The following is an 18,981-nucleotide window of genomic DNA, read 5'->3' on the forward strand; positions in this document are numbered from 1 at the left end:
TCAGAAGAGATCGTACCTCGGATTTCGCTTTACCCAGGTCGCTTTGGCGAGCTTGACGAGCCTGTCATCGAGCGACTTGGTCTTCGGAATTGCCTTTTTTTCCTGAGCGGTCAGCTCGGCGGCAAAGGCGGCCTCCGCTTTCTTCTTCGCAGCGCCAGGCATCCTTTTAAGTTCCGCCAGCGCCTGGTTCTTCGGATCGCCGCTGCCCGGCATGTTGATGGCGGTCGCCAGCGCGAAGTAACGGGACGCGATCGCAAGGCTGTCGGCGTCCGCACCCTCTTCCTTCGCCAGAATGGCGCGGTCGAGTGCACCCCAATAGTCGCCGCGTTCCGCGCCCATCTCCAGCCACTTCACTGCTTCCGTCTTGTCCGCGGCAACGCCGACGCCGTCGCGGTACATGCGCCCGAGGTTTGTCGGGGCATAGGGCTGACCGCCCTCGGCCGCCCGCGTGAAAAGGTCGAGCGCTTTCGGGAGGTCCTCCGGAGCGCCTTTTCCGAAACGGTAGACGAGTGCCAGATTGTTCAGCGAATAGATGTCGTTGCGCTGGACGCCGGCTTCGTAGAAGCGGATAGCGCGCTCGGGATCGGCCGGAACGTTGACGCCGTTCAGGAATATATAGCCGAGTTCGTTCATCGCATAGGTATGGCCGAGATCGGCGGCCTGCAGCATCAGGCGCAACCCCAGCTGCTGATCGGCCTTGGTGCCGCGGCCGTAGTAGAGGGCCTTGCCGTAGCTATACAGGGCAAAGGGATCGCCCTTGGCCGCACCACCCTTGGCGATCTCACTTGCCTTGGCTGCGTCGCGCGGGACGGAGGCACCGAACTCGTAAAGGCTCGATAGTTCATAGATCGCCCGGACATGCCCGGCATCCATCGCCTTCTTGATCGTTGCAAAAGCCGTCTTGGCGTCGCGGTTGGCAAGCTGGGCACGGCCAAGTTGGTAGACGAAGCGCGCCACCTCGGGATAGGCCTTTATCGCCTCCGTGCAGGCCGGCAGTGCTTCATCGGCGTCGATCTCGTTCGGCAACTTGCCTGCCGTCACGCCCTGCAGGTCGAGTGGAGCCGCGGCTGATGTATCGCAGGCGTCGAGCGCCGGCTTGAAAGTGACGGTCGCCGGCGGCAAGTCGTCGTTAGCGGCCTGCAGCGTTAGGGCGAAAGGCTGGTTTTCGGTGCCGATCTGCGGCTCATAGGAAAGTGCGGGAATATCGGCTGCTTCAAGCACGTGGCCGAGAGCGATCACCCGGTCTCCGGCGCGCAGCGTGCCCTTGTCGGGCAGGGCCGCGACCTTGAAGGTCATTTCCGCGACCGTTGCCGGCACGACCGGCAGGCTGGCTTCTACAGGGCCGACGCCGATCGTCGTGTCCACGTCGCGCGGCAGGGTCTTCAAATAGGCGTCGGCATCGCCCAGCCGCACCTGCTTTTCCTGTTCGAGCTGGGCGATCTTGGCGCCGGCATCGGCCGAGACGGTGATCGCGACGACGCCTTGCGTCGCCTGGCCGTAAGGGTCGCTCACGGTATAGCCGATCAGGCCGACGGTTCCGGCGGCAACACCTGATGAATCATAGGTCAGCGCCGTCAGTGCCGCGGCTGGCATCTTCGCGCCCTGCTCGACCGGCTTGCCGTCGAAGCTGAGCTTGCCGGTCTTGGGAAGCTGGTTGAGGGTGACGAGCAGCGCCGAGCCGGTCTCGTCATGCGGCGGGGCGATCGGCAATTTGGTCGTGGCCGCACCCTCCGGCACGCTCACCTGCTGCATCGGTTCGACGCTCGGCGGCGGCGGCGCCGGAATGAAATAGAAGCTGTCCATCAGCGAGGAGTTTTCCCAGGGAACCTGCTTGCCGTTGGTCATGGCGATCACATCACGGCGCACATCGGTCAGGACCTGGCGGATTTCCTTGTTGGGTTCGCTCGCCCGCTTGATGAAGGATTCGGAATAGGGGCTGAGCGCCCCGGTGCCATCGAGCGCCACCTGGCCGGGTTCGGTCGAAAAGGCGATCAGGCTGCCGAGATCGCTGTCGATGCGCGCAAGTCCGCGTGTGGCGCCGACCGGTTCCAGTTTTTCCGCCATCCAGAATTTCTGGGCATTGAAGGGATTGTTGCGGCAGGCATCGAGGAAGATCAGCTGCACCCGCGAATTCTGCTTGAGATGGTTCAAGATGAGGTCGAGCGGCATGGTCTGCGTCTCGACGTCATAGGGCGTCTCCAGCGTCGCATCGACCGGCACGATGAAATTCTGGCCGCCCACCTGGATACCGTGGCCCGAATAGTAGATCAGGCCGGCCTCGGCATTGTTGGTCGAACGCAGGAAGCGGCGCACCGTATCTTCGAGCCCGATGCGGTCGACATTGACGCCGATCGTCACATCGAAACCGGCGGCGCGCAACGTGGTCGCGACCTCTTCGACATCATTGGCAGGATTGGGAAGCGAGGGCAGCGTCTTGTAAACCGAGTTGCCGATGACGAGGGCGACGCGGCGCCCGCTCTCCTCGGTGACGGCTGCATGTACCGTGCCGATCGATAGCAGCATTGCTGCGATGATCAGCAGATAAGCGCACAGTCTCTTGACGCAGTGAAACTTGGGCATGGCTCGATCGCAAACATTCTATTGTCTAAGTTCAATAAAATTTGCTGGCCTGCTGGTGCTGGGCCCCCTCCGCATTCACAGTTCAAAACTATTCCTCGGCGCTCTAAAAAGCAAGCTTCGCCGCCTCCAAGTGAATTGGAGCAGTCCCGTCAGATTGGAAGCCCGTCGTCGACAAGAAAGACTGTAAAAATCAGGAATTTAACATGCGGCCGGTGAAGGTTCCTTAGCCTCGAAACGTATAGTTGCTGATCGAGGCCGGTTTCATCTCGATGGAGAAGCCCGGCAGGGTGGGCGGCATGTAGGCGGCGTTCTCGATCAGGCAGGGGTCGAGGAAGTGTTCGTGCAGGTGATCGACATATTCGATGACGCGACCTTCCTTGGTCCCCGACACTGCGACGAAATCGATCATCGACAGATGCTGCACATATTCGCAAAGGCCGACGCCGCCGGCATGCGGCCAGACCGGCAGATCGAACTTGGCGGCAATCAGCAGCACGGAGAGGACCTCGTTCAGCCCGCCCATGCGGCAGGAATCGATCTGCACGATGTCGATCGCGCCCTCGGCGATGAACTGCTTGAACATGATGCGGTTCTGGCACATCTCGCCGGTCGCGACCTTCACCGGGCCGATCGCCTGGCGGATCTTGCGGTGGCCGGCGACATCGTCGGGGCTTGTGGGTTCCTCGATGAAGAAGGGCTTGGCGAAGGAAAGCGCCTTCACCCAGTCGATCGCCTGCCCGACGTCCCAGACCTGGTTGGCGTCGATCATCAGGTAGCGGTCGGGGCCGATCACCTCGCGGGCGATCCTGAGGCGGCGGATATCGTCTTCCAGGTCGCGGCCGACCTTCATCTTGATATGGCTGAAGCCGGCATCGATGGCCTCCTGGCAGAGGCGGCGCAGCTTTTCGTCGCCGTAGCCAAGCCAGCCGGCCGAGGTCGTGTAGCAGGCATAGCCCTCCTTTTCGAGGATGGCTATGCGTTCCGCCTTGCCCGCCTCGGCGCGCTTCAGGATCTCGATCGCCTCGGCGCGCGTCAGCACGTCGGTGAGATAGCGGTAGTCGACGATATCGGCGATCTCTTCCGGCGACATCTCGGCGACGAGCCGCCAGACGGGCTTGCCGGCCTGCTTGGCGAGCAGATCCCAGAGGGCATTGACGACCGCGCCGGTCGCCAGATGAATGGCGCCCTTTTCCGGGCCGATCCAGCGCAGCTGGCTATCGCTGGTCAGATGCCGCCAGAAGGCGCCGGGATGGGCGAGAACTTCAGTGAGGTCGGCGCCAACGACGAGGTGTCGCATCGCTTCGATCGCCATGCAGCAAATGTCGTTGCCGCGGCCGATGGTGAAGGTCAGGCCGTGGCCGGCAAGATCAGGCGCATCCGTATCGAGGATGACGTAGGCCGCCGAATAATCCGGATCGGGATTCATCGCATCGGATCCATCCAGGCTTTGCGACGTGGGAAAGCGGAGATCGAAGACACGAAGGTCGGTGATGCGGGTCATGGTGTTTCTCCCGATTATAATGGGCCAATTATAGAGAGCCGATTGCAGTGGCCGGGCCGGCCGGCAAGACTGCCGGGCCGGCCGCCTCGCTGAAATCAGATCGTCCAGCCGCCGTCGATGGCGATCGCCTGGCCCGACGTGTAGGTCGCGCCGGCCAGATAGACGGCGAGATCGGCGATCTCTTCCGGTGAGCCCAGCCGGCCCATCGGCTGGCGGGCGATGAAGGCGGCGCGCGCCGCGTCGTAGTCGCCCTGCGCCCGCATACGGTCCTGCAGCGACGGGCTTTCCACCGTGCCGGGGCAGATAGCGTTGCAGCGGATGCCCTGACCGACATAATCGGCGGCGACGGCTTTGGTGAGCCCGATCACCGCCGCCTTGGTGACGCCATAGGCGAAGCGGTTCGGCACGCCCTTGATGCTGGAGGCGACGGAGGCCATGTTGATGATCGCCCCGTCCTTGCGCTCGATCATGCCGGGCAGCACGGCGCGGATGGTGCGGATCATCGCCTTGACGTTGAGGTCGAAGGCGAATTCGAGATCGGAATCCGTCATCTCGAGGATTGAGCCGGCATGGACGAAACCGGCGCAGTTGAACAGCACGTCGACGGCTCCGATCTCGGCGACCAGAGCCTTGACCGCATCCTCTTCGAGCACGTTCAGTCTATGGGTGGAGACGCCGGTTTCCGCGGCAAGCGTCGCCAGCGCCTCGGTGTTGATGTCGGTCGCGTGGACCTTGGCGCCGATCGCGGCAAAGGCTGCCGCCGTCGCCCGGCCGATGCCCTGGCCGGCGGCGGTGATGAGAACGGTCTTGCCGGAAAGTCTGTTTGTCATATCACGGGCCTTTTCTGGGATGTCTACGCTGGACGATGGAGTGCGGTTGATGTCTTGGCGAAGCTCGGTCGTGATGGAACGCATCATCGTCCGCCATTCGCTCTCTTTGCGCGTTTCGACCGGGTTCTGGCAAGATGCGCGCGGCTCTCTGTCTTAAATGGAGGAGTTGCCACGGTTGCAAAGGCGGGCCGGCGCCGGATCCCATCGATCGGCTGCATTTTAGTCGACCTTCGCCGGCTCCAGGGCCGATGACCATTCCCATGGCGCTGCATGGTCTTCCTCCCCGTGGCCGCGCTGTTCTTCAGTGATGATTTGTCTGTTTATAGACAAACAGACGATTGGCCAAGGGTCAAGTGTGAAGTTTTCCTTTTCCGGCTGCAGTTCTGCGTATATGCAGAATGATATTCACAGGAGGAAGGAATGGAGACCGACGAGTCCGACCGCTACCGCGCTCCTGCCCTCGACAAGGGCCTCGATATCCTGGAATTGCTCGCCGGTGTCGATAGTGGCCTCACCCAGGCCGAAATCGCCAAGCGGCTCGACCGCAGCCCCAACGAATTCTACCGCATGCTCGATCGCTTGGTACGCCGCGGTTACGTCACCCGGCTGGATGGCGACCGCTACTCGCTGACGCTGAAGCTCTTCGGCCTTGCGCAGCTGCACGCGCCGGTGCGCCGGCTCGCCTCTTACGCCACGCCGCTGATGCGCGATCTTGCCCAGCGCACGCGCCAAGCCAATCATCTTGCCGTCTTCGACCGCGGCGCGGCTGTCGTCATCGCCCAGCAGGAGGCGCCGGACTATTGGGGATTTTCGATCCGGATCGGCGCCCATATCAGCCTCTTCGACACCGGGTCGGGGCATGTGCTGCTTGCTTTCCGCAGCGAAGAGGAGCGGGAGATGATGATCTCCGAACATGTGCGCAGCCGCGCGGACGTCGAACTCGGGCCAGAATTCTACGATCGTCTCGACCAGATTCGTGAGCGCGGCTACGAGATGATGGCGAGCGCCCAGACATCAGGCGTCTACAATCTAACCGCTCCCGTTCTCGGACCGGACCGCCGCTGCATCGCCGCCCTCACCTGCCCGTTTATCGCGCTCGTCAATGCGCCGTCGGCCCCCGATATCACCCAGGCGATCACGCTGGTACAGAAGACCGCCGCCCAGCTTTCGCTGCTTGCCGGCGCCGATGTCGTCACCCCTGCCTGACGGCTGGGAATTTCTATTTGAACAATCCATTCACCAGGGATAGTTTCACGACACCATTCTGGGAGGAAGAGCGTGTTCATCGACACCCATCTGCATATCATCGATCGCTCGGCGCTGCCCTATCCCTGGCTCTCCGGCGCGCCTGATCTCGATCATGATTTCCTCTACGAGACCTATGCGACCGAGGCCCGGCGCTGCGGCATCACCACGGTGCTGCATATGGAGGTCGACGTCGATCCCACCGCGATGCAGGCCGAGACCGATCACGTCGCCAGGATCGCCAAGAAGGAAGGCGGTCTGATCGCCGGCGCCATTGTCTCCTGCCGGCCGGAAGAGGAAGGCTTTGCCGCCTATCTCGAGCGGCAAAAGGCCGATCCCTTCGTCAAGGGGTTCCGCCGCGTGCTGCATGTCGTGCCCGATGATGTCTCCGAAGGCGCCCTGTTCCGCGAAAACATCAGGCGCATCAGCGGCAGCGGCCTGACCTTCGACCTTTGCACCTTGCCGCATCAGGCGAGCCGTGTGACCGCCCTCGTCGATCTTGCGCCCGACGTGCAGTTCGTGCTCGACCATTGCGGCGTGCCGGATATCCGCTCGGATGCCTTTGAGCCCTGGAAGGCCGGCATATCGGAGATCGCCCGGCGGCCGAACGTCGTCTGCAAGATTTCCGGCGTTGTCGCCTATACCGATGCGAAGACATGGACGGCGCAAACGCTGCAGCCCTATATCGCACATGTGACCGCAAGTTTCGGCTGGGACCGCGTCGTCTGGGGCAGCGACTGGCCGGTCTGCACGCTCGGTGGCGGCCTCTCTACCTGGGTCGCGGCGACCCATGCGATGCTTTCCGGCGTGAGCGAGGCGGAGCGTTCCAAGTTGCTTTTCGTTAACGCACAGCGCCTCTGGTCGCTCTGACGTCACAAAATAAAGCGACCGGTCTCGTGGACGTGCCATTTCGGCATGTTTTTTGTACCATTCCGGGACAAAAAGGGCCCGATTTTCGGGTTTAACTCTATCTACATGCAAGCAATTGCTAGCCTTATTTATCTCGGCTAAAAGTTGTTGACACGGATATGGCGAATAACCCCTTGTCCGCTGCCTTCAGAAGGGAAATGAGATGAAAGAAGAACCGCATTCCGTCGATGTTCACGTCGGAAAGACGATCCGCATCCAGCGTCTATTGAGGAAAGTTTCTCAGACGGAACTGGGCGATCGTGTGGGCGTAACGTTCCAGCAGATCCAGAAATACGAAAAGGGTTCCAACCGCGTTTCCGCCAGCATGCTGGTCGAAATCGCCGGCGCGCTCAAGGTCGATGTCAGGACGTTTTTCGACGATCTGTCGACCCCTGATACGGCCAACGACAACGCCGCTCCCAGCGAGGAATTCGTTATTTCGCGCGAAGGCGTGCTTCTCAATGCGGCGTTCTTTTCGATCAAGAACGAAGCGCTTCGCAAGAAGATCCTGAAGCTCGTCCAGGCGATTGCCAACACCGGACAGTTGGATACTGAAGCGGCCGAATAGACCGGTTGTCCTTCACACGCTCCGAACGGACCGCATGAGGATCAATGGCGGTTGATCGAGATCAATAGCAATCGATCGGGCTCAATGGCGATCGATCAGGATCAGATTCTCGCTGGCATCCTTCATTGCGATCTTGGCTTTGCTGCCGAGCAGCTTCTCGAGATTGACGTCAAGCTCCCTGTCGGGGTCTATGCCGTCCCAATCGATGACGACCTGCAGCAGCGCCATGTTCGTCAGATGCGTCAGATTGCGCAGCTGAAGCTTTTCAGCCTCATCCTTGGCCGCCGACAGCAGCCGGAAGATCCTTGCATATTCGCTGCCGGTACCTTCGTTGTGTTGTTCAAACATCGTTCCCGCCCTCTTTGGTCGTGGAACCCTACGATTCCATCATTACTGCATCTTCCGCCGCGACCGTTATTCAAGCGTTACAGGAACCGCATTGCGCGTGACTTCGGCGTGCAGGAGCTCCCAGTGCGAGGTCGCAGCAAAGCGCCAGTCACGGTTGACAGGGCGGAATTTGTCCCGGCGCAGCCATTCCAGCACCAGTAACGCGTCGTTGCGCTTGCGCTCGACACGGCTGCCGCGGATGGCGGCGAGGATATGGTCGCGGCGCGGCTTGCGGAAATGGCACTCGTCGGCCACCTTCGCATAGGTGCGCTCGGAGAAATGCAGGAAGCGGCCGGCCAGCAACAGCTTCTTGCGCTCGCCGGGCGAAATCTCGCCTTTGGCGTGAAGCGCATCGATGGTCGGCTCGAAATCGACCCAGGGAACGGAAAGCGGCAGCCAGCCGAGCTCCTGCGGCGCATGCACTAGCGCGACGGCCTCGTCGTCGAGCAGCCGTCCGGACTCGTAATCTTCGAAGATCGAGCCCAGCCCGACCATGCCGAAGGGCTCGCATTCGGCTGCCCGCAACGCCCCCATGCTGGCGCCGCCGGCAACGGCGACATCGTGTTCGAGTGCGTAAAGTATTTCCTTGTGCCAGACCGAAGGCAGATCGCCGAAATAGCCGTCGACGAGACCGATCGCGGTGGCGCCGTCCTGAACGGCCTTCAGGATGTCGCCGGCGGCGGCCGGCGGCCGGAAATTGATGCGAGGAGACATGGCCCTTGCCGCGGCAAGATCGCTGCCAAGGCTCGGGCCGACGAACAACACCTTCATGATTCGGCTCCTCTCATAGTGTTGACCGCGCGCAGGCCGAGCTGGATATATTGGCCTGAGATATCGACCTCCAGCCCCGGCACGACCACCCTGACGACGGAAACCGGCAGGGCCGGGTGCGGAAACGGCACGACGACGATCTGCTCGATGCCGGTCGCCGCCAGCCGGTCGGCAATATGGCCGATGGTGTCCTGGATCGTCGCCGGGCGGCGATCGCGGGCCTGGAACGAGCGCATCCGGCCGTCGCCCTCGCAGAGTTCGACCACCTGCTGCATCGCCGCACTCCTGTCGAGCCGCTGATAGATGCGCGGCGAGAAATCGTCGCGGCTGCCGGCAATTGCGGTCAGCCGGCTCTGCGCCGCTTCGGTGATGGCGCGCAGCGCGGCGCGCACGGGATCGGGGTGGCAGCCGCAGCCACCGCAGACGTGCGACCAGCGCGCGTCGACACGGTCGGAAAGGTTGCCTGGCATGATGACGGCCAGAAAAGCAGGCACGCCGATATCCGTTGTCATGTCGAGCAGCAGCAGTTTCATGCCGGCGCGGGTGATCCGGTCGGTCATGACGTCGATGACCGCATCGCCGAAGGAGGCGGGGTCGATGCGGCTCTCCTTCAGGCGCTCGGGCGATTTCAGCTGGGTCAAGGCCCAGGCGTCACGCTCCACCAGCTCGCAAAGCCCATGCAGGACCGCTTCAGACGGCGTGTTGCCGGAGGCAAGCCCATCGCTCGACTGCTCGAAGCCCGGCGGCCTCTCGCCGCGATGGTCGAGACCGACGAGCCACCAGGGCACGAAGACGCTGCTCCCGGAAAGAATGTCGAGCCCGGAGCACCAGGGAATGGGACCTCTGCCGATTTCGTCGGGCGCGCAGCGTGCGACATTGTCGAGATCGATCATCGCGGCACGCTCAGCCCGCATGCTCTCGACCGTCGCCTGCGTCAGGTCGGTGGGGGCAATTTCGGCGATCCGCGTCTCGACTGCTTCCATCGCCGCCGAGGCCATGGCGGCATCGTTGTCGATACCCTTGCCCTGAAAGACCGACAGCGTATGACTGTTCGGCCTCGTTGCGAAGGCGACGGGGATGTTCAGAACGTCGAGTGCGGTCAGCAGACCGACGCGCGTAATGCCGAATTCGCGCAGATGCGGCCTGATGGCCGCCAAGGTCTGAGCCGGCGTGACGGCGCGGTCATGATAGTCGCTGACGCCGGCCGATGATCGTTTGAGGTCACCGGCAAGCGTTTCAAGGTCGGTGAAAGCAGACATACCGATTTGTTCCTTAGCGGAACCTCAGCGCATGTGTCAGGCTCTCGAGCGCATTGGCGGAAACGTTGAGCTCGTCCTGCTTCATGGCTGCCTTGGCGGCTGCAGAGAAGCGCAGTGACTGTGTCTGAGCTGCGGTGGTGTCAGCATTCGTCTTCATGTTTCATCTCCGATTGGTCAGGCAGCGCCTTGCTGCCGTTAACCATCGGAAGGAAACATTGCCTGCGTCATTTAAGCGTTACAGGCTTCGTTAAAAGGCGGTGCATCAGGGAAGGCCAGCAAGTTGCAGGCCCTGTATCAGCGGTTCCGTATAGGCGGGATCGCGATCGGGGACGAAATGACGGATGTCCTCACTGCGGAAATCGGGGAAGTTTTCCAAAACTATCCTGGCGTAATTCCCAGCCTTTCCCGTGTCGCCTGCCATGGCATGCGAGGCGGCGAGCAGGCGAGCCGTCGCCTGCTTCGTCTTCACCGGTTCCAGCGCCTCGATCGCCATTTCATACTCTTCTCGCATGAAGTGGATGCCGCCGAGGTTCCAGTAGTAGTAGTCTGGTGGCAGCGGATTGAGTTTGAAGGCAGCGCGGCTGAGCTCTAGCGCTCGATCGAAATCGCCATCATGGGAAAGCGCATCGGCATAGTCGGCCAGGATGTCGGCATCGTTGGGATTGAGATCCTGGGCTTGCTGAAAATATTCCAGGCTTTCGTCGAAGCGGCGCCGATAAAGCGCCACGAAGCCGAGCTCGCGATAGGCCCGGCCGCTGTTCGGGTCGGACTGCTGTGCCTGCCGGGCAGCACCATTCGCCTCGTCGAGCAGTTCCTTGTCCCGCATGCCGCGGATCAGCCATTCCATGCCGAGCGCGCGTGACATGCCGGCATGGGCGGCGGAGAAATGTTCATAACGATTGAGCGAGGATTTGAACCATTTGCGCGCCTGGCGCAGATGCTGCAAGTCGGTCTGGGCGATCAGCCGCTTGCCTTCCAGGTAGAGACGGTAGGCGGACGGCGGCACGTCGCCGATCGGCATCGCCAGTTCGTGACGCTCGATCGTGTCGGCAAGCGAGGATACGATCCGTCGCGTCAGATGCGCGAAGGATTCGCTGATCTTCTGCATGACCAGCGGCAGTTCGATGGCCCAGATCACCTCCGATGTCGTCGTCCGCGTCAGCCGGCAGGTCGCATAGACATCCTCGTCGCGGCCCTGGATGGTGACGTAGACCGCATAGTCGAAGCTGAGGTCGAGCGGACCGGGCACGGCACGGGACGGATCGATCGAACGGCTGAGGATTTCCAGGCTCGTATGCGCCGCGATCACCTTGAAGCCGCGCTGCTGGCTGAGGCCGATGGTGACGTCTTCGAGAAGCGCCCTGCCGACGCGCTCCATCAGCGGATCGGTGAAGATGCTTTCCGGCGGCAGGATGATGATCCGCGGCTGACCAAGCGGACCGACGGAAAGGTTAGGCGCCGACTGAGGATGTCCCGACGTTGCCTGTGCTGCCGGCACCAGGTTAAGTTCGCGGGCAAGAGCGGTGGTGCTTTCTTCCGGCTCGGTGTCGAAGTCGTCCTTCAGCTGGCTCTTGCACTTCAGATAGGCCTGACGCGCCGCTGCCGGATCGTTCATCCTGACATAGGTGCGCATCAAGGCGCGATAGGCCGTCTCGCTGGCAGGGTCGAGTTCCAGCAGGCGCCTGGCAAGCGTGACCTGCTCTTCATCCGATCTGTCTTCTGATGTCTCGACCAGCCGGGCGAGATGGGCGGAGCGCAACTCGTCGACCCGCTGGCGCTCAAAGGTCAGCCAGTCCTCGGCGCCCTGCGTCGGCGATTTGACGCCTTCGAGCAAGTCGCCGTTCAGCAGGTCGCCGTCTTCGGGTGCGAGCGGCCTTTTCTGTTTCAGGATATGAACGTCGACCTCCCAGCCATCGGCAAGGCCGATATGTGTTCGGGTCGCGGCAAGCAGCGGTGGAAGGCCGGCGGGAATGCTTTGCTCGATGCGCGCCAGCAGTTGGCGAAGGCTGCCCGCCCGCTTTTCCGGCAGCTCCGATTGCCAGAGTTGTCGCCTGACGGTTTCGCGGTCGAGTTCGAAATTGGGTTCGGCGGCGAGCATGGCGAGGAGAAAATAAGACTTCTCCGGCAAGGGGAGTTCCTTCCCCGCCGCCATCAATCGCGGTCTTCCGAGCAGGCACAGCCTGTTCGTCAGCATCTGCCGGATGTCCATCGCATCTCGGTTCTCACCCCTGAAAGCCAAGGCGCACAAGCGCACCGGCGGTCAAGAAATCATGTTAAAGCTATAAAGCCGCCGCGCATAGCGGCTTTGCTATAAAAAGAAGAAATTTCAGCGACTATTTGCATTTTCGCGTGTCGCTCGCCGAGAAGATGCTTTGCCGATATTTTAGATGGCAGACGTTTTGCGTTCCCTGGCGGCAGGTTATTAAGCTGTCGACGGTCCTTGTCACCCGCTATTCCCAACCAAGTCGCGGCCGCGCTACAGGCCGAGCGCCTTGATGTGCTCGATCGAACGCCGGGCGAAGCGGCGCCAGTCGGCCGGATTGTCATGCTCGGTGACGATATGCTCAGCTTTTGTCTCGCGGAAGAGTGGTACGAATTTTTCCCAGTCGATGATACCGTCGCCGGTCGCAGCCCAACCGTCTTCCGTCGTGGTGCCCTTCGGCGCCATGTCCTTCATCTGGATAGCGATAATGCGGTCGGCGAACCTCTTCAGTTCGGCGGCCGGATCGGCGCCGGCGCGGGTGATCCAGCCGCAATCGATCTCGAACCCGACAGTGTCGCCACCACCAGCGAAGATATGGTCGATCGGCCGCGAACCGTCGGCCAGCGCAAGGAATTCGAAATCGTGATTGTGCCAGGCAACCTTGAGCCCGTGTTCCTCCGCCTGCTCAGCGCCTTCAGCCAATTGCGCGCCGAGGTTCTTCCAATAATTCGCCGTCGTGCCGCGCTTTTCCGGCGCGACATAGGGCGGGATCATGATGGTGGCGCCCATCGTCAGCGCGATGTCGATGAAGCGCTGCGGCTCCTCGACCAGCCCTTTCAGCGGCATGTGAAAGCAGTGGCATTTCAGCCCGGCGTCGTCGAGCGCCGTGCGGAAAGCCTTGGCATCGGCCTCGTAGGCCGGAAGCCAGGGTTCGATCGCGTCGTAGCCGAAAGCCTTCAGCTCGGGAAACTGGGCAAAAAGCGGCGGAAAATTGCGCGAAGAGTAAAGCTGGTAGGAGATCGGATAGGTCAAGTCTTTGCTCCCATTCGTGCCGGCCTCAGCTTCGGCCGGTGGTGCTTTCCCGGATGACGAGATCCGGCTCGATCATGGTGACACGCGGATCGGGCAGCGCGTCCTTGGCGGCGACGAGCCGCATCAGTCGCTCGACGGCAAGTTCGGTGACGATATCGACGGCGTAGTTGACGCTCGAAATCGGCGTCGCCGCATGTTCGGCGAATTCGATATTGTCGAAGCCGATGATGGCGACATCTTTCGGCACGTTCACGCCGTTCTTCTGGCACCAGCGCAAGGCGCCGATCGCAAGGGAATCATTGGCGGCGAAGACGCCGGTCGGCCGGTTGGCGGTGCTCATCAGCTGGTCCATCGCCCAATAGCCCTTCATCACCGAATGGCCCTGCGGGTCGGCCGTCAGCACCGGCTCAAAGGTGATGTCGGCTTCCGAAAGCGCCTGTAGGTAACCTTCGCTCTTTTCCAGATTGCCGAGCGGATTGGCGCTGTCGATGATGCCGATCCTGCGATGGCCGGTATCGATCAGATGCCGCGTCGCCTTATAGGCGCCGCACCTCTCATCGACGCAGACCGCGTCAATGCCGGAATCCGGGTCGCCGACGAGCAGCACGATCGGATAGTTCGACTGGCGGATCTTGCGGATATGATCGAGCTTGCGATGGCTGCGGGGATAGATGAGCATGCCGTCGACCTGGCGCGAGCGGAACATTTCCAGCGCCCTGATCTCCTCCTCCGGATCGTTGTTGGAGGTGGCAAACAGCGTACCGTAGCCCCTGTCGGCCAGCTCCAGTTCGATCGCCTGCGCGGTGCGCATCAGCGTCGGATTGGTGATGTCGGTGAGGATAAGGCCGATCGTCTTCGTCTCGCGGCTGACCAGCGACTGGGCGATATGGTTCGGCAGGTAATTCAGCGCCTCGGCGATGGTGCGGATCAGCTGGCGCGTTTCCTCCGGGATGCGCGGACTGCCGCGAAGCGCCAGCGAGACCGTGTTCACGGAAAATCCGGTCTTGTCGGCAATGTCTTTGAGGCGGACGCTCGATCTGGTCATCGTGAGGGCGGCTATATGTCCTGATGCTTAATCTTCCTTCCATAACCTTCCCCAGTGGAAAGTAAAAGTTTCCACTGGGGAAAGCGGAAGCTTCCACGGGGACAGCCACGGGATACCACCCCATGGCTTTCCTCGATCCCCATTATTTTCCTTCGGCATGCAGCCGTTTGATGCCCTGATACTGCAGGCAGTCAGGATGCATCTCCATCAGCTCGATGCGGTTGCCGTCGGGATCCTCGATCCAGGCCTGGCGATTGCCGTCGAGCCCCGGCTTGATCTCGGCGGTGAGCTTGATGCCGCCCGCCTGGATCCTCTCGGCCGTCGCATCCAGATCATCGATGGTGAAGCACATATGGTTGACGCCGTTGGCGTTCCAGCCGGGCGCCCGGTCGTTTTCAGCACCAGGGAAAATTTCGAGATAGTGGTCGTCGGTGATGCGGAGATAGACGAGCCAGGTCGAGCCGTCCTCGTTCTTCAGGCGCAGCATCTCGGGAAAACCAAGGCGTTCGCGGTAGAAGTCGAGCGAGGCGTCGAGGTCCTTGACCTTGATGGCGACATGGCCGTAGCCGGTTATTCCAAGCATGTTTCCTCCTCACGGGCGGCGTCGGTCGCCGCCGTCAACGGTGTTTCGATCAACAGAAGCCAATTTTGAATTAACGATAATACAAGATCACAATTGTACGCACCGCGCGCAATTGTCAACCGCCGGCGGATTCAATCCCAATCAGGCCCCCAGTCGGGATCGATGGTGCGCTGGTTGCGGTCGAGCGTCTCTATGAGGGTGATCTCCTCCTGTTTCAGCTGCAGTTCGCCGGCTGCGAAATTCGAACGGATGCGTTCGGCCCGGCTCGACGTCGGAATGGCGCAATAGCCCTTGGCGAGTTCGAAGGCGATGATTACCTGCTCGACCGTGGCAGCGTGATTGTCGGCGATCGAGCCGAGCACCGGATCACCCGAAAGCGTGCCGCGGGCTATCGGCAGATAGCAGGTGACGAGGATGTCGTTCCGCTGGCAGTATTCCGCAAGTTTCTTGTTCTGGATCAGTGGGTTGAGTTCGAACTGATTGTTGACGATCCGCCCCTTTCCGCCGATCGCTTCTGCCTGTTGCAGCAGTGCGATGGTGAAGTTGGAGACGCCGATCAGCCGTGTCAGGCCCCTCTCCTGCGCCTCGACGATCTGTGAGAGATAGACCTCCAGGGGAATGGCGCCGTTGGGCGCTGGCCAATGAATGAGCGTCAGGTCGACCTGGTCGATACGCATCGCTTCCAGGCTCTTTTCGAGCGAAGGGATGAGCTTGCCTTCGCCGAAATGGTCGGTCGAGATCTTCGTCGTCATGAAGACCTCGCGTCGCGCAATGCCGGACCGGCGCAGCGCTTCGCCGGTCTCGAATTCGGTGTCATAGGTCTGCGCGGTATCGAGATGCCGGTAGCCCGTTTCCAGCGCGCAGAGGATGGCACCTATGCCATCCTTGCCGTTGCGGCCACAAGTGCCGAAACCCAGCTTCGGTATAAGTTGCTGATTTTGCATATGATATCCCTTTCTTTTAGGTCGTGTCCGGTCCGCTTTGTAGAGCTTATCGCCAGTTTCGAGCGATAGCAGGCAAAAATCGCCTGTTGACGCATGGGTATTTTTGATCTTAGTTTAACGATAATACAAGCGTGCTTCAGGTTTGGTCCGATGTGGGAGCGTTGGGTCTGGGAGGAAGAGATGCAACTACGCTGGAGCCGGATGATGCCCCAGCTGGCTCTCGCGCCGGCTGTCGCCGTCACCTTCGTCGCATTCATCGGCGCAATCGGCTGGACGGCATGGCTATCGCTGACGCGCAGCCGCCGCGTCCCGGAATATGAGATCAATTGGAGTGAGTGGACGCGCCAGTATGAGCGGCTCTTCAACGATGCCGGCTGGGCGATCTCGCTGCACAACCTGGTCATTCTTGGCATCGGCAGCGCCCTTGCCATAGTCTTCGGTTTCATCCTCGCTGCGATGATCGATCGCGAATGGCGCGGCGAGAGTTTCTTCCGCACGGTCTTCCTCTATCCGCTCGCCGTCTCGCTGATCGTCACGGGTGCTGCCTGGCGCTGGATCTTCAATCCGCAGCTCGGGCTTCAGAATTTCCTGCACGGCCTCGGCTTCACCTCGGTCAGCTTCAACTGGCTGGCGAGCCCCGAGACCGCCATGTACGCGATCATTCTCGCCTCGATCTGGCAGAGCTCCGGCTTCTACATGGCGCTGATGCTATCAGGCCTGAAATCGATCAACACCGAAATCTGGAGTGCCGCGCGCCTCGACGGCGTCAGCTTCTGGCGGCTCTATCTGGAGATCATCATCCCGATGATGAAGTTCACCTTCATCACCTGCGCCATCCTGCTGTCGCTCGGCGTCATCAAGGCCTATGACGTGATCGTGGCGATGACCAATGGCGGGCCTGGCAATTCCACCTGGGTTCCGGCCTATTTCACCATCAACGCGCTCTCGGCCAAGAGCAATATCGGCTATGCCTCGGCCGCCGCGATCACCATGCTTGTAATCACCGCGCTGATCTTCCTGCCGCTGGTGCTGATCACCACCTGGCAACAGCGCCGGGCGAACGGGGGTTCGCGATGACCATGGTGACGCAAGCAGCAGCGCTGGAAGATGCGACGAACGCTTCACCCGGCCCGCGCCAGCCTTTCTTCCCCCGCAAGAAGAAACGCATTCCCGGGCGCTCGATCGCCATATTGCTGTTCCTGACGATGTGCGCGCTGTTCTTCTGCATCCCTCTCTATGTCGTGGTCGTCACCTCGTTCAAGACGATGGACCAGATCCGCGAGGGCGCGATCTTCTCGCTGCCGCATGTCTGGACGCTCGAGGCCTGGGACCACGCCTGGAACAAGGCCTGCTCCGGCATCAACTGCAACGGGTTGAAGGTTGGCTTCTGGAATTCGGTGCTGATCCTCTGCCCGTCGCTGATCCTGTCGATCGCCTTGTCGATCGTCACAGGTTATGCGCTGGCGCTCTGGAATGTGCGCTGGGCGAATGCCTTTCTCTTCCTGCTTTTCATCTGCGCCTTCGTACCCTTCCAGGTCATTATGTATCCGCTGATCCGCATCACCGCGGCGATCGGCATCTATGGCACGCTCTGGGGCATTGCCGTGGTGCACGCCGTGCTCGCCATGCCGGTGCTGACGCTGATCTTCCGCAATTATTACAAGGATATTCCGCAGGAGATCATGCGTGCGGCGATCATCGATTCCGGTTCCTTCTGGCGCATCTTCATTGAGATCATCCTGCCGATGTCGGGCAATATCCTGATCGTCGTGCTGATCCTGCAGATTACCTCGATCTGGAACGACTATCTGATCGGCGTCACCTTCGGCGGGCTCGGCACGCAGCCGATGACCGTCATCCTTGCCAATCTCATCACCGTGTCCACCGGCGTCGTCGCCTATAACGACAATATGGCCGCCGCCCTGCTGACCGCCATTCCGCCCCTCGTCATCTATTTCCTCGTCGGCAAGTTCTTCGTTCAGGGGATCACTGCCGGCGCGATCAAGGGTTGACCCATGCCGCGTGTTTCCTTCGAACATATCGTCAAGTCGTTCGGCACGGTGACGATCCTCGACGATCTCAATCTCGCGGTCGAGGATGGCGACTTTCTGGTTTTGCTCGGCCCCTCCGGCTGCGGCAAGACCACGTTGCTCAATCTGCTTGCCGGGCTGCTCGAAGTCTCCGACGGTCGCATCATGATCGGCGAGCGCGATGTCACCGATCTCGACCCCAGGGACCGCGGCCTCGCCATGGTCTTTCAGTCCTATGCGCTCTATCCGACCAAGACCGTCTACGGAAACCTGAAATTCGGCCTTGCTGCGAGCCGCCTCGACCGGGCGGAGGTCGAGCAGCGCATTGCCGCTACCGCCAGGCTGCTGCAGATCGAGCCGCTGCTTGCCCGCAAGCCCGGGCAGCTCTCCGGCGGTCAGCGCCAGCGCGTTGCGATCGGCCGCGCCCTCGTCAAGCAGGCCGGCGTCATCCTCTTCGACGAGCCGCTGTCGAACCTCGACGCGAAGCTTCGCACCGAGATGCGTCTGGAGATCAAGAAACTGCACGACACGCTGAAACCGACCGTCGTCTATGTCACCCATGACCAGATCGAGGCGATGACCATGGCGACGAAGATCGCGGTGATGGATGGCGGCGTCATCCAGCAATTCGGTACGCCCGACGAGATTTACGGCAAACCCGCCAATCTTTTCGTCGCCGGCTTCATCGGCGCGCCGGCGATGAATCTCCGCCCGGCGCGGTTGAAGGTGGATGGCCATTGCGTCAAGGCGGGCTTCGATACCGGCGATGTCATCGATCTCGGCGACTATGGTTTTTCGCAGCGGCCGGAAAGCGGCGCCGAGGTCGTCATCGGCCTCAGGCCCGAGCATTTCGTCGCCGCCGATCAGCCGGTCGCCAATGCAGCGGCAAGCTTCGAGCTGCCGCTCAGACATGCCGAACGCACAGGCTCCGATGCCACCGCCTATCTCGGCTTCGGCGACCAATTGCTGGCGCTGCGCGTCGATCCGGACCGCGCCGCCGGTTTCAGCGCCGGCCAGAGGCTGCGTGCCGATTTTCCGCGCGGCAAGGTCAACGTCTTCGACGCTCGCACCGGGCGACGCATGTGAATGAGCAA

General features: G+C 61.4%; 18 protein-coding genes. 6 read left to right on the plus strand and 12 right to left on the minus strand.

Features of this window, described 5'->3' with window-relative positions; genetic code table 11:
• From HX898_RS17160 to HX898_RS17170, 3 genes are all read right to left on the minus strand, one after another.
• Complete coding sequence (locus HX898_RS17160) at nt 1-2,580, minus strand: caspase family protein (protein WP_180195210.1); 2,580 nt, start codon at nt 2,578-2,580, stop codon at nt 1-3.
• 223 nt (nt 2,581-2,803) lie between these two features.
• Entirely contained in the window at nt 2,804-4,081 is a 1,278-nt protein-coding gene (locus tag HX898_RS17165) for an L-fuconate dehydratase (protein WP_180195211.1), read from the minus strand.
• A 95-nt stretch (nt 4,082-4,176) separates the two neighbouring features.
• Complete coding sequence (locus HX898_RS17170; RefSeq protein ID WP_180195212.1) at nt 4,177-4,911, minus strand: SDR family oxidoreductase; 735 nt, start codon at nt 4,909-4,911, stop codon at nt 4,177-4,179.
• 420 nt (nt 4,912-5,331) lie between these two features.
• On the opposite strand from HX898_RS17170, the gene HX898_RS17175 reads away from it, so the two are divergent.
• The 3 genes from HX898_RS17175 (at nt 5,332) to HX898_RS17185 (ending at nt 7,633) form a co-directional block, all read left to right on the plus strand.
• Nucleotides 5,332-6,117 (plus strand): IclR family transcriptional regulator, encoded by a 786-nt coding sequence (locus HX898_RS17175; protein ID WP_180195213.1) that lies wholly within the window; start codon nt 5,332-5,334, stop codon nt 6,115-6,117.
• A 72-nt stretch (nt 6,118-6,189) separates the two neighbouring features.
• Nucleotides 6,190-7,026, plus strand: a complete 837-nt coding sequence (locus HX898_RS17180) for an amidohydrolase (protein WP_180195214.1) — start codon at nt 6,190-6,192, stop codon at nt 7,024-7,026.
• Between the two features lie 202 nt (nt 7,027-7,228).
• A complete protein-coding gene (locus HX898_RS17185; RefSeq protein WP_025397650.1) occupies nt 7,229-7,633 on the plus strand; it encodes a helix-turn-helix transcriptional regulator in 405 nt (134 codons plus the stop codon).
• 81 nt (nt 7,634-7,714) lie between these two features.
• Here HX898_RS17185 and HX898_RS17190 read toward each other — a convergent pair whose 3' ends face one another.
• The 9 genes from HX898_RS17190 to HX898_RS17230 all read right to left on the minus strand — a co-directional run bounded on the left by HX898_RS17190 (nt 7,715) and on the right by HX898_RS17230 (nt 15,857).
• Nucleotides 7,715-7,981: a hypothetical protein gene (locus HX898_RS17190; protein WP_138331511.1), complete on the minus strand. Its 267-nt coding sequence runs from the start codon at nt 7,979-7,981 to the stop codon at nt 7,715-7,717.
• A gap of 66 nt (nt 7,982-8,047) precedes the next feature.
• Entirely contained in the window at nt 8,048-8,791 is a 744-nt protein-coding gene (locus HX898_RS17195) for a TfuA-like protein (protein ID WP_138389841.1), read from the minus strand.
• Nucleotides 8,788-10,050 carry a YcaO-like family protein gene (locus tag HX898_RS17200; protein ID WP_180195215.1) on the minus strand — a complete coding sequence of 421 codons (1,263 nt, stop codon included), beginning with the start codon at nt 10,048-10,050 and terminating at the stop codon, nt 8,788-8,790. Before HX898_RS17200 ends, HX898_RS17195 begins: the two co-directional genes overlap by 4 nt.
• Nucleotides 10,051-10,063: 13 nt before the next feature.
• Nucleotides 10,064-10,207, minus strand: coding sequence for a hypothetical protein (locus HX898_RS17205; RefSeq protein ID WP_012763602.1), 144 nt, complete (start codon nt 10,205-10,207; stop codon nt 10,064-10,066).
• A gap of 105 nt (nt 10,208-10,312) precedes the next feature.
• The gene (locus HX898_RS17210) at nt 10,313-12,259 is read right to left on the minus strand and encodes a BTAD domain-containing putative transcriptional regulator (protein WP_180195216.1); all 1,947 of its coding nucleotides are present in this window, start codon (nt 12,257-12,259) and stop codon (nt 10,313-10,315) included.
• Nucleotides 12,260-12,526: 267 nt separating this feature from the next.
• Nucleotides 12,527-13,285 carry a sugar phosphate isomerase/epimerase gene (locus HX898_RS17215; protein WP_138331515.1) on the minus strand — a complete coding sequence of 253 codons (759 nt, stop codon included), beginning with the start codon at nt 13,283-13,285 and terminating at the stop codon, nt 12,527-12,529.
• A gap of 25 nt (nt 13,286-13,310) precedes the next feature.
• Nucleotides 13,311-14,330, minus strand: coding sequence for a LacI family DNA-binding transcriptional regulator (locus HX898_RS17220; protein ID WP_180195217.1), 1,020 nt, complete (start codon nt 14,328-14,330; stop codon nt 13,311-13,313).
• Between the two features lie 142 nt (nt 14,331-14,472).
• Complete coding sequence (locus HX898_RS17225) at nt 14,473-14,913, minus strand: VOC family protein (RefSeq protein ID WP_138331517.1); 441 nt, start codon at nt 14,911-14,913, stop codon at nt 14,473-14,475.
• A 131-nt stretch (nt 14,914-15,044) separates the two neighbouring features.
• Nucleotides 15,045-15,857 (minus strand): aldo/keto reductase, encoded by an 813-nt coding sequence (locus HX898_RS17230; RefSeq protein ID WP_180195218.1) that lies wholly within the window; start codon nt 15,855-15,857, stop codon nt 15,045-15,047.
• A 180-nt stretch (nt 15,858-16,037) separates the two neighbouring features.
• Here HX898_RS17230 and HX898_RS17235 point away from each other — a divergent pair, with 180 nt between their 5' ends.
• From HX898_RS17235 to HX898_RS17245, 3 genes are read left to right on the plus strand one after another with little or no spacing between them, the layout of a single operon-like run.
• The gene (locus HX898_RS17235) at nt 16,038-16,934 is read left to right on the plus strand and encodes a sugar ABC transporter permease (RefSeq protein WP_032986887.1); all 897 of its coding nucleotides are present in this window, start codon (nt 16,038-16,040) and stop codon (nt 16,932-16,934) included.
• Nucleotides 16,931-17,869 (plus strand): carbohydrate ABC transporter permease, encoded by a 939-nt coding sequence (locus tag HX898_RS17240; protein ID WP_180195219.1) that lies wholly within the window; start codon nt 16,931-16,933, stop codon nt 17,867-17,869. Before HX898_RS17235 ends, HX898_RS17240 begins: the two co-directional genes overlap by 4 nt.
• 3 nt (nt 17,870-17,872) lie before the next feature.
• Complete coding sequence (locus HX898_RS17245) at nt 17,873-18,973, plus strand: ABC transporter ATP-binding protein (protein ID WP_180195220.1); 1,101 nt, start codon at nt 17,873-17,875, stop codon at nt 18,971-18,973.
• Nucleotides 18,974-18,981: the final 8 nt, after the last annotated feature.

The organism is Rhizobium sp. WYCCWR 11128, assembly GCF_013416305.1.
GTDB classification, from domain to species: Bacteria; Pseudomonadota; Alphaproteobacteria; order Rhizobiales; family Rhizobiaceae; genus Rhizobium; species Rhizobium indicum.

What these genes read in the sequence shown, in the direction of transcription:
- HX898_RS17160 (WP_180195210.1), bottom strand. Translation starts at nt 2,580, where the DNA reads ATGCCCAAGTTTCACTGCGTCAAGAGACTGTGCGCTTATCTGCTGATC.
- HX898_RS17165 (WP_180195211.1), bottom strand. Translation starts at nt 4,081, where the DNA reads ATGACCCGCATCACCGACCTTCGTGTCTTCGATCTCCGCTTTCCCACG.
- HX898_RS17170 (WP_180195212.1), bottom strand. Translation starts at nt 4,911, where the DNA reads ATGACAAACAGACTTTCCGGCAAGACCGTTCTCATCACCGCCGCCGGC.
- HX898_RS17175 (WP_180195213.1), top strand. Translation starts at nt 5,332, where the DNA reads ATGGAGACCGACGAGTCCGACCGCTACCGCGCTCCTGCCCTCGACAAG.
- HX898_RS17185 (WP_025397650.1), top strand. Translation starts at nt 7,229, where the DNA reads ATGAAAGAAGAACCGCATTCCGTCGATGTTCACGTCGGAAAGACGATC.
- HX898_RS17190 (WP_138331511.1), bottom strand. Translation starts at nt 7,981, where the DNA reads ATGTTTGAACAACACAACGAAGGTACCGGCAGCGAATATGCAAGGATC.
- HX898_RS17195 (WP_138389841.1), bottom strand. Translation starts at nt 8,791, where the DNA reads ATGAAGGTGTTGTTCGTCGGCCCGAGCCTTGGCAGCGATCTTGCCGCG.
- HX898_RS17200 (WP_180195215.1), bottom strand. Translation starts at nt 10,050, where the DNA reads ATGTCTGCTTTCACCGACCTTGAAACGCTTGCCGGTGACCTCAAACGA.
- HX898_RS17205 (WP_012763602.1), bottom strand. Translation starts at nt 10,207, where the DNA reads ATGAAGACGAATGCTGACACCACCGCAGCTCAGACACAGTCACTGCGC.
- HX898_RS17210 (WP_180195216.1), bottom strand. Translation starts at nt 12,259, where the DNA reads ATGGACATCCGGCAGATGCTGACGAACAGGCTGTGCCTGCTCGGAAGA.
- HX898_RS17220 (WP_180195217.1), bottom strand. Translation starts at nt 14,330, where the DNA reads ATGACCAGATCGAGCGTCCGCCTCAAAGACATTGCCGACAAGACCGGA.
- HX898_RS17225 (WP_138331517.1), bottom strand. Translation starts at nt 14,913, where the DNA reads ATGCTTGGAATAACCGGCTACGGCCATGTCGCCATCAAGGTCAAGGAC.
- HX898_RS17230 (WP_180195218.1), bottom strand. Translation starts at nt 15,857, where the DNA reads ATGCAAAATCAGCAACTTATACCGAAGCTGGGTTTCGGCACTTGTGGC.
- HX898_RS17235 (WP_032986887.1), top strand. Translation starts at nt 16,038, where the DNA reads ATGCAACTACGCTGGAGCCGGATGATGCCCCAGCTGGCTCTCGCGCCG.
- HX898_RS17240 (WP_180195219.1), top strand. Translation starts at nt 16,931, where the DNA reads ATGACCATGGTGACGCAAGCAGCAGCGCTGGAAGATGCGACGAACGCT.
- HX898_RS17245 (WP_180195220.1), top strand. Translation starts at nt 17,873, where the DNA reads ATGCCGCGTGTTTCCTTCGAACATATCGTCAAGTCGTTCGGCACGGTG.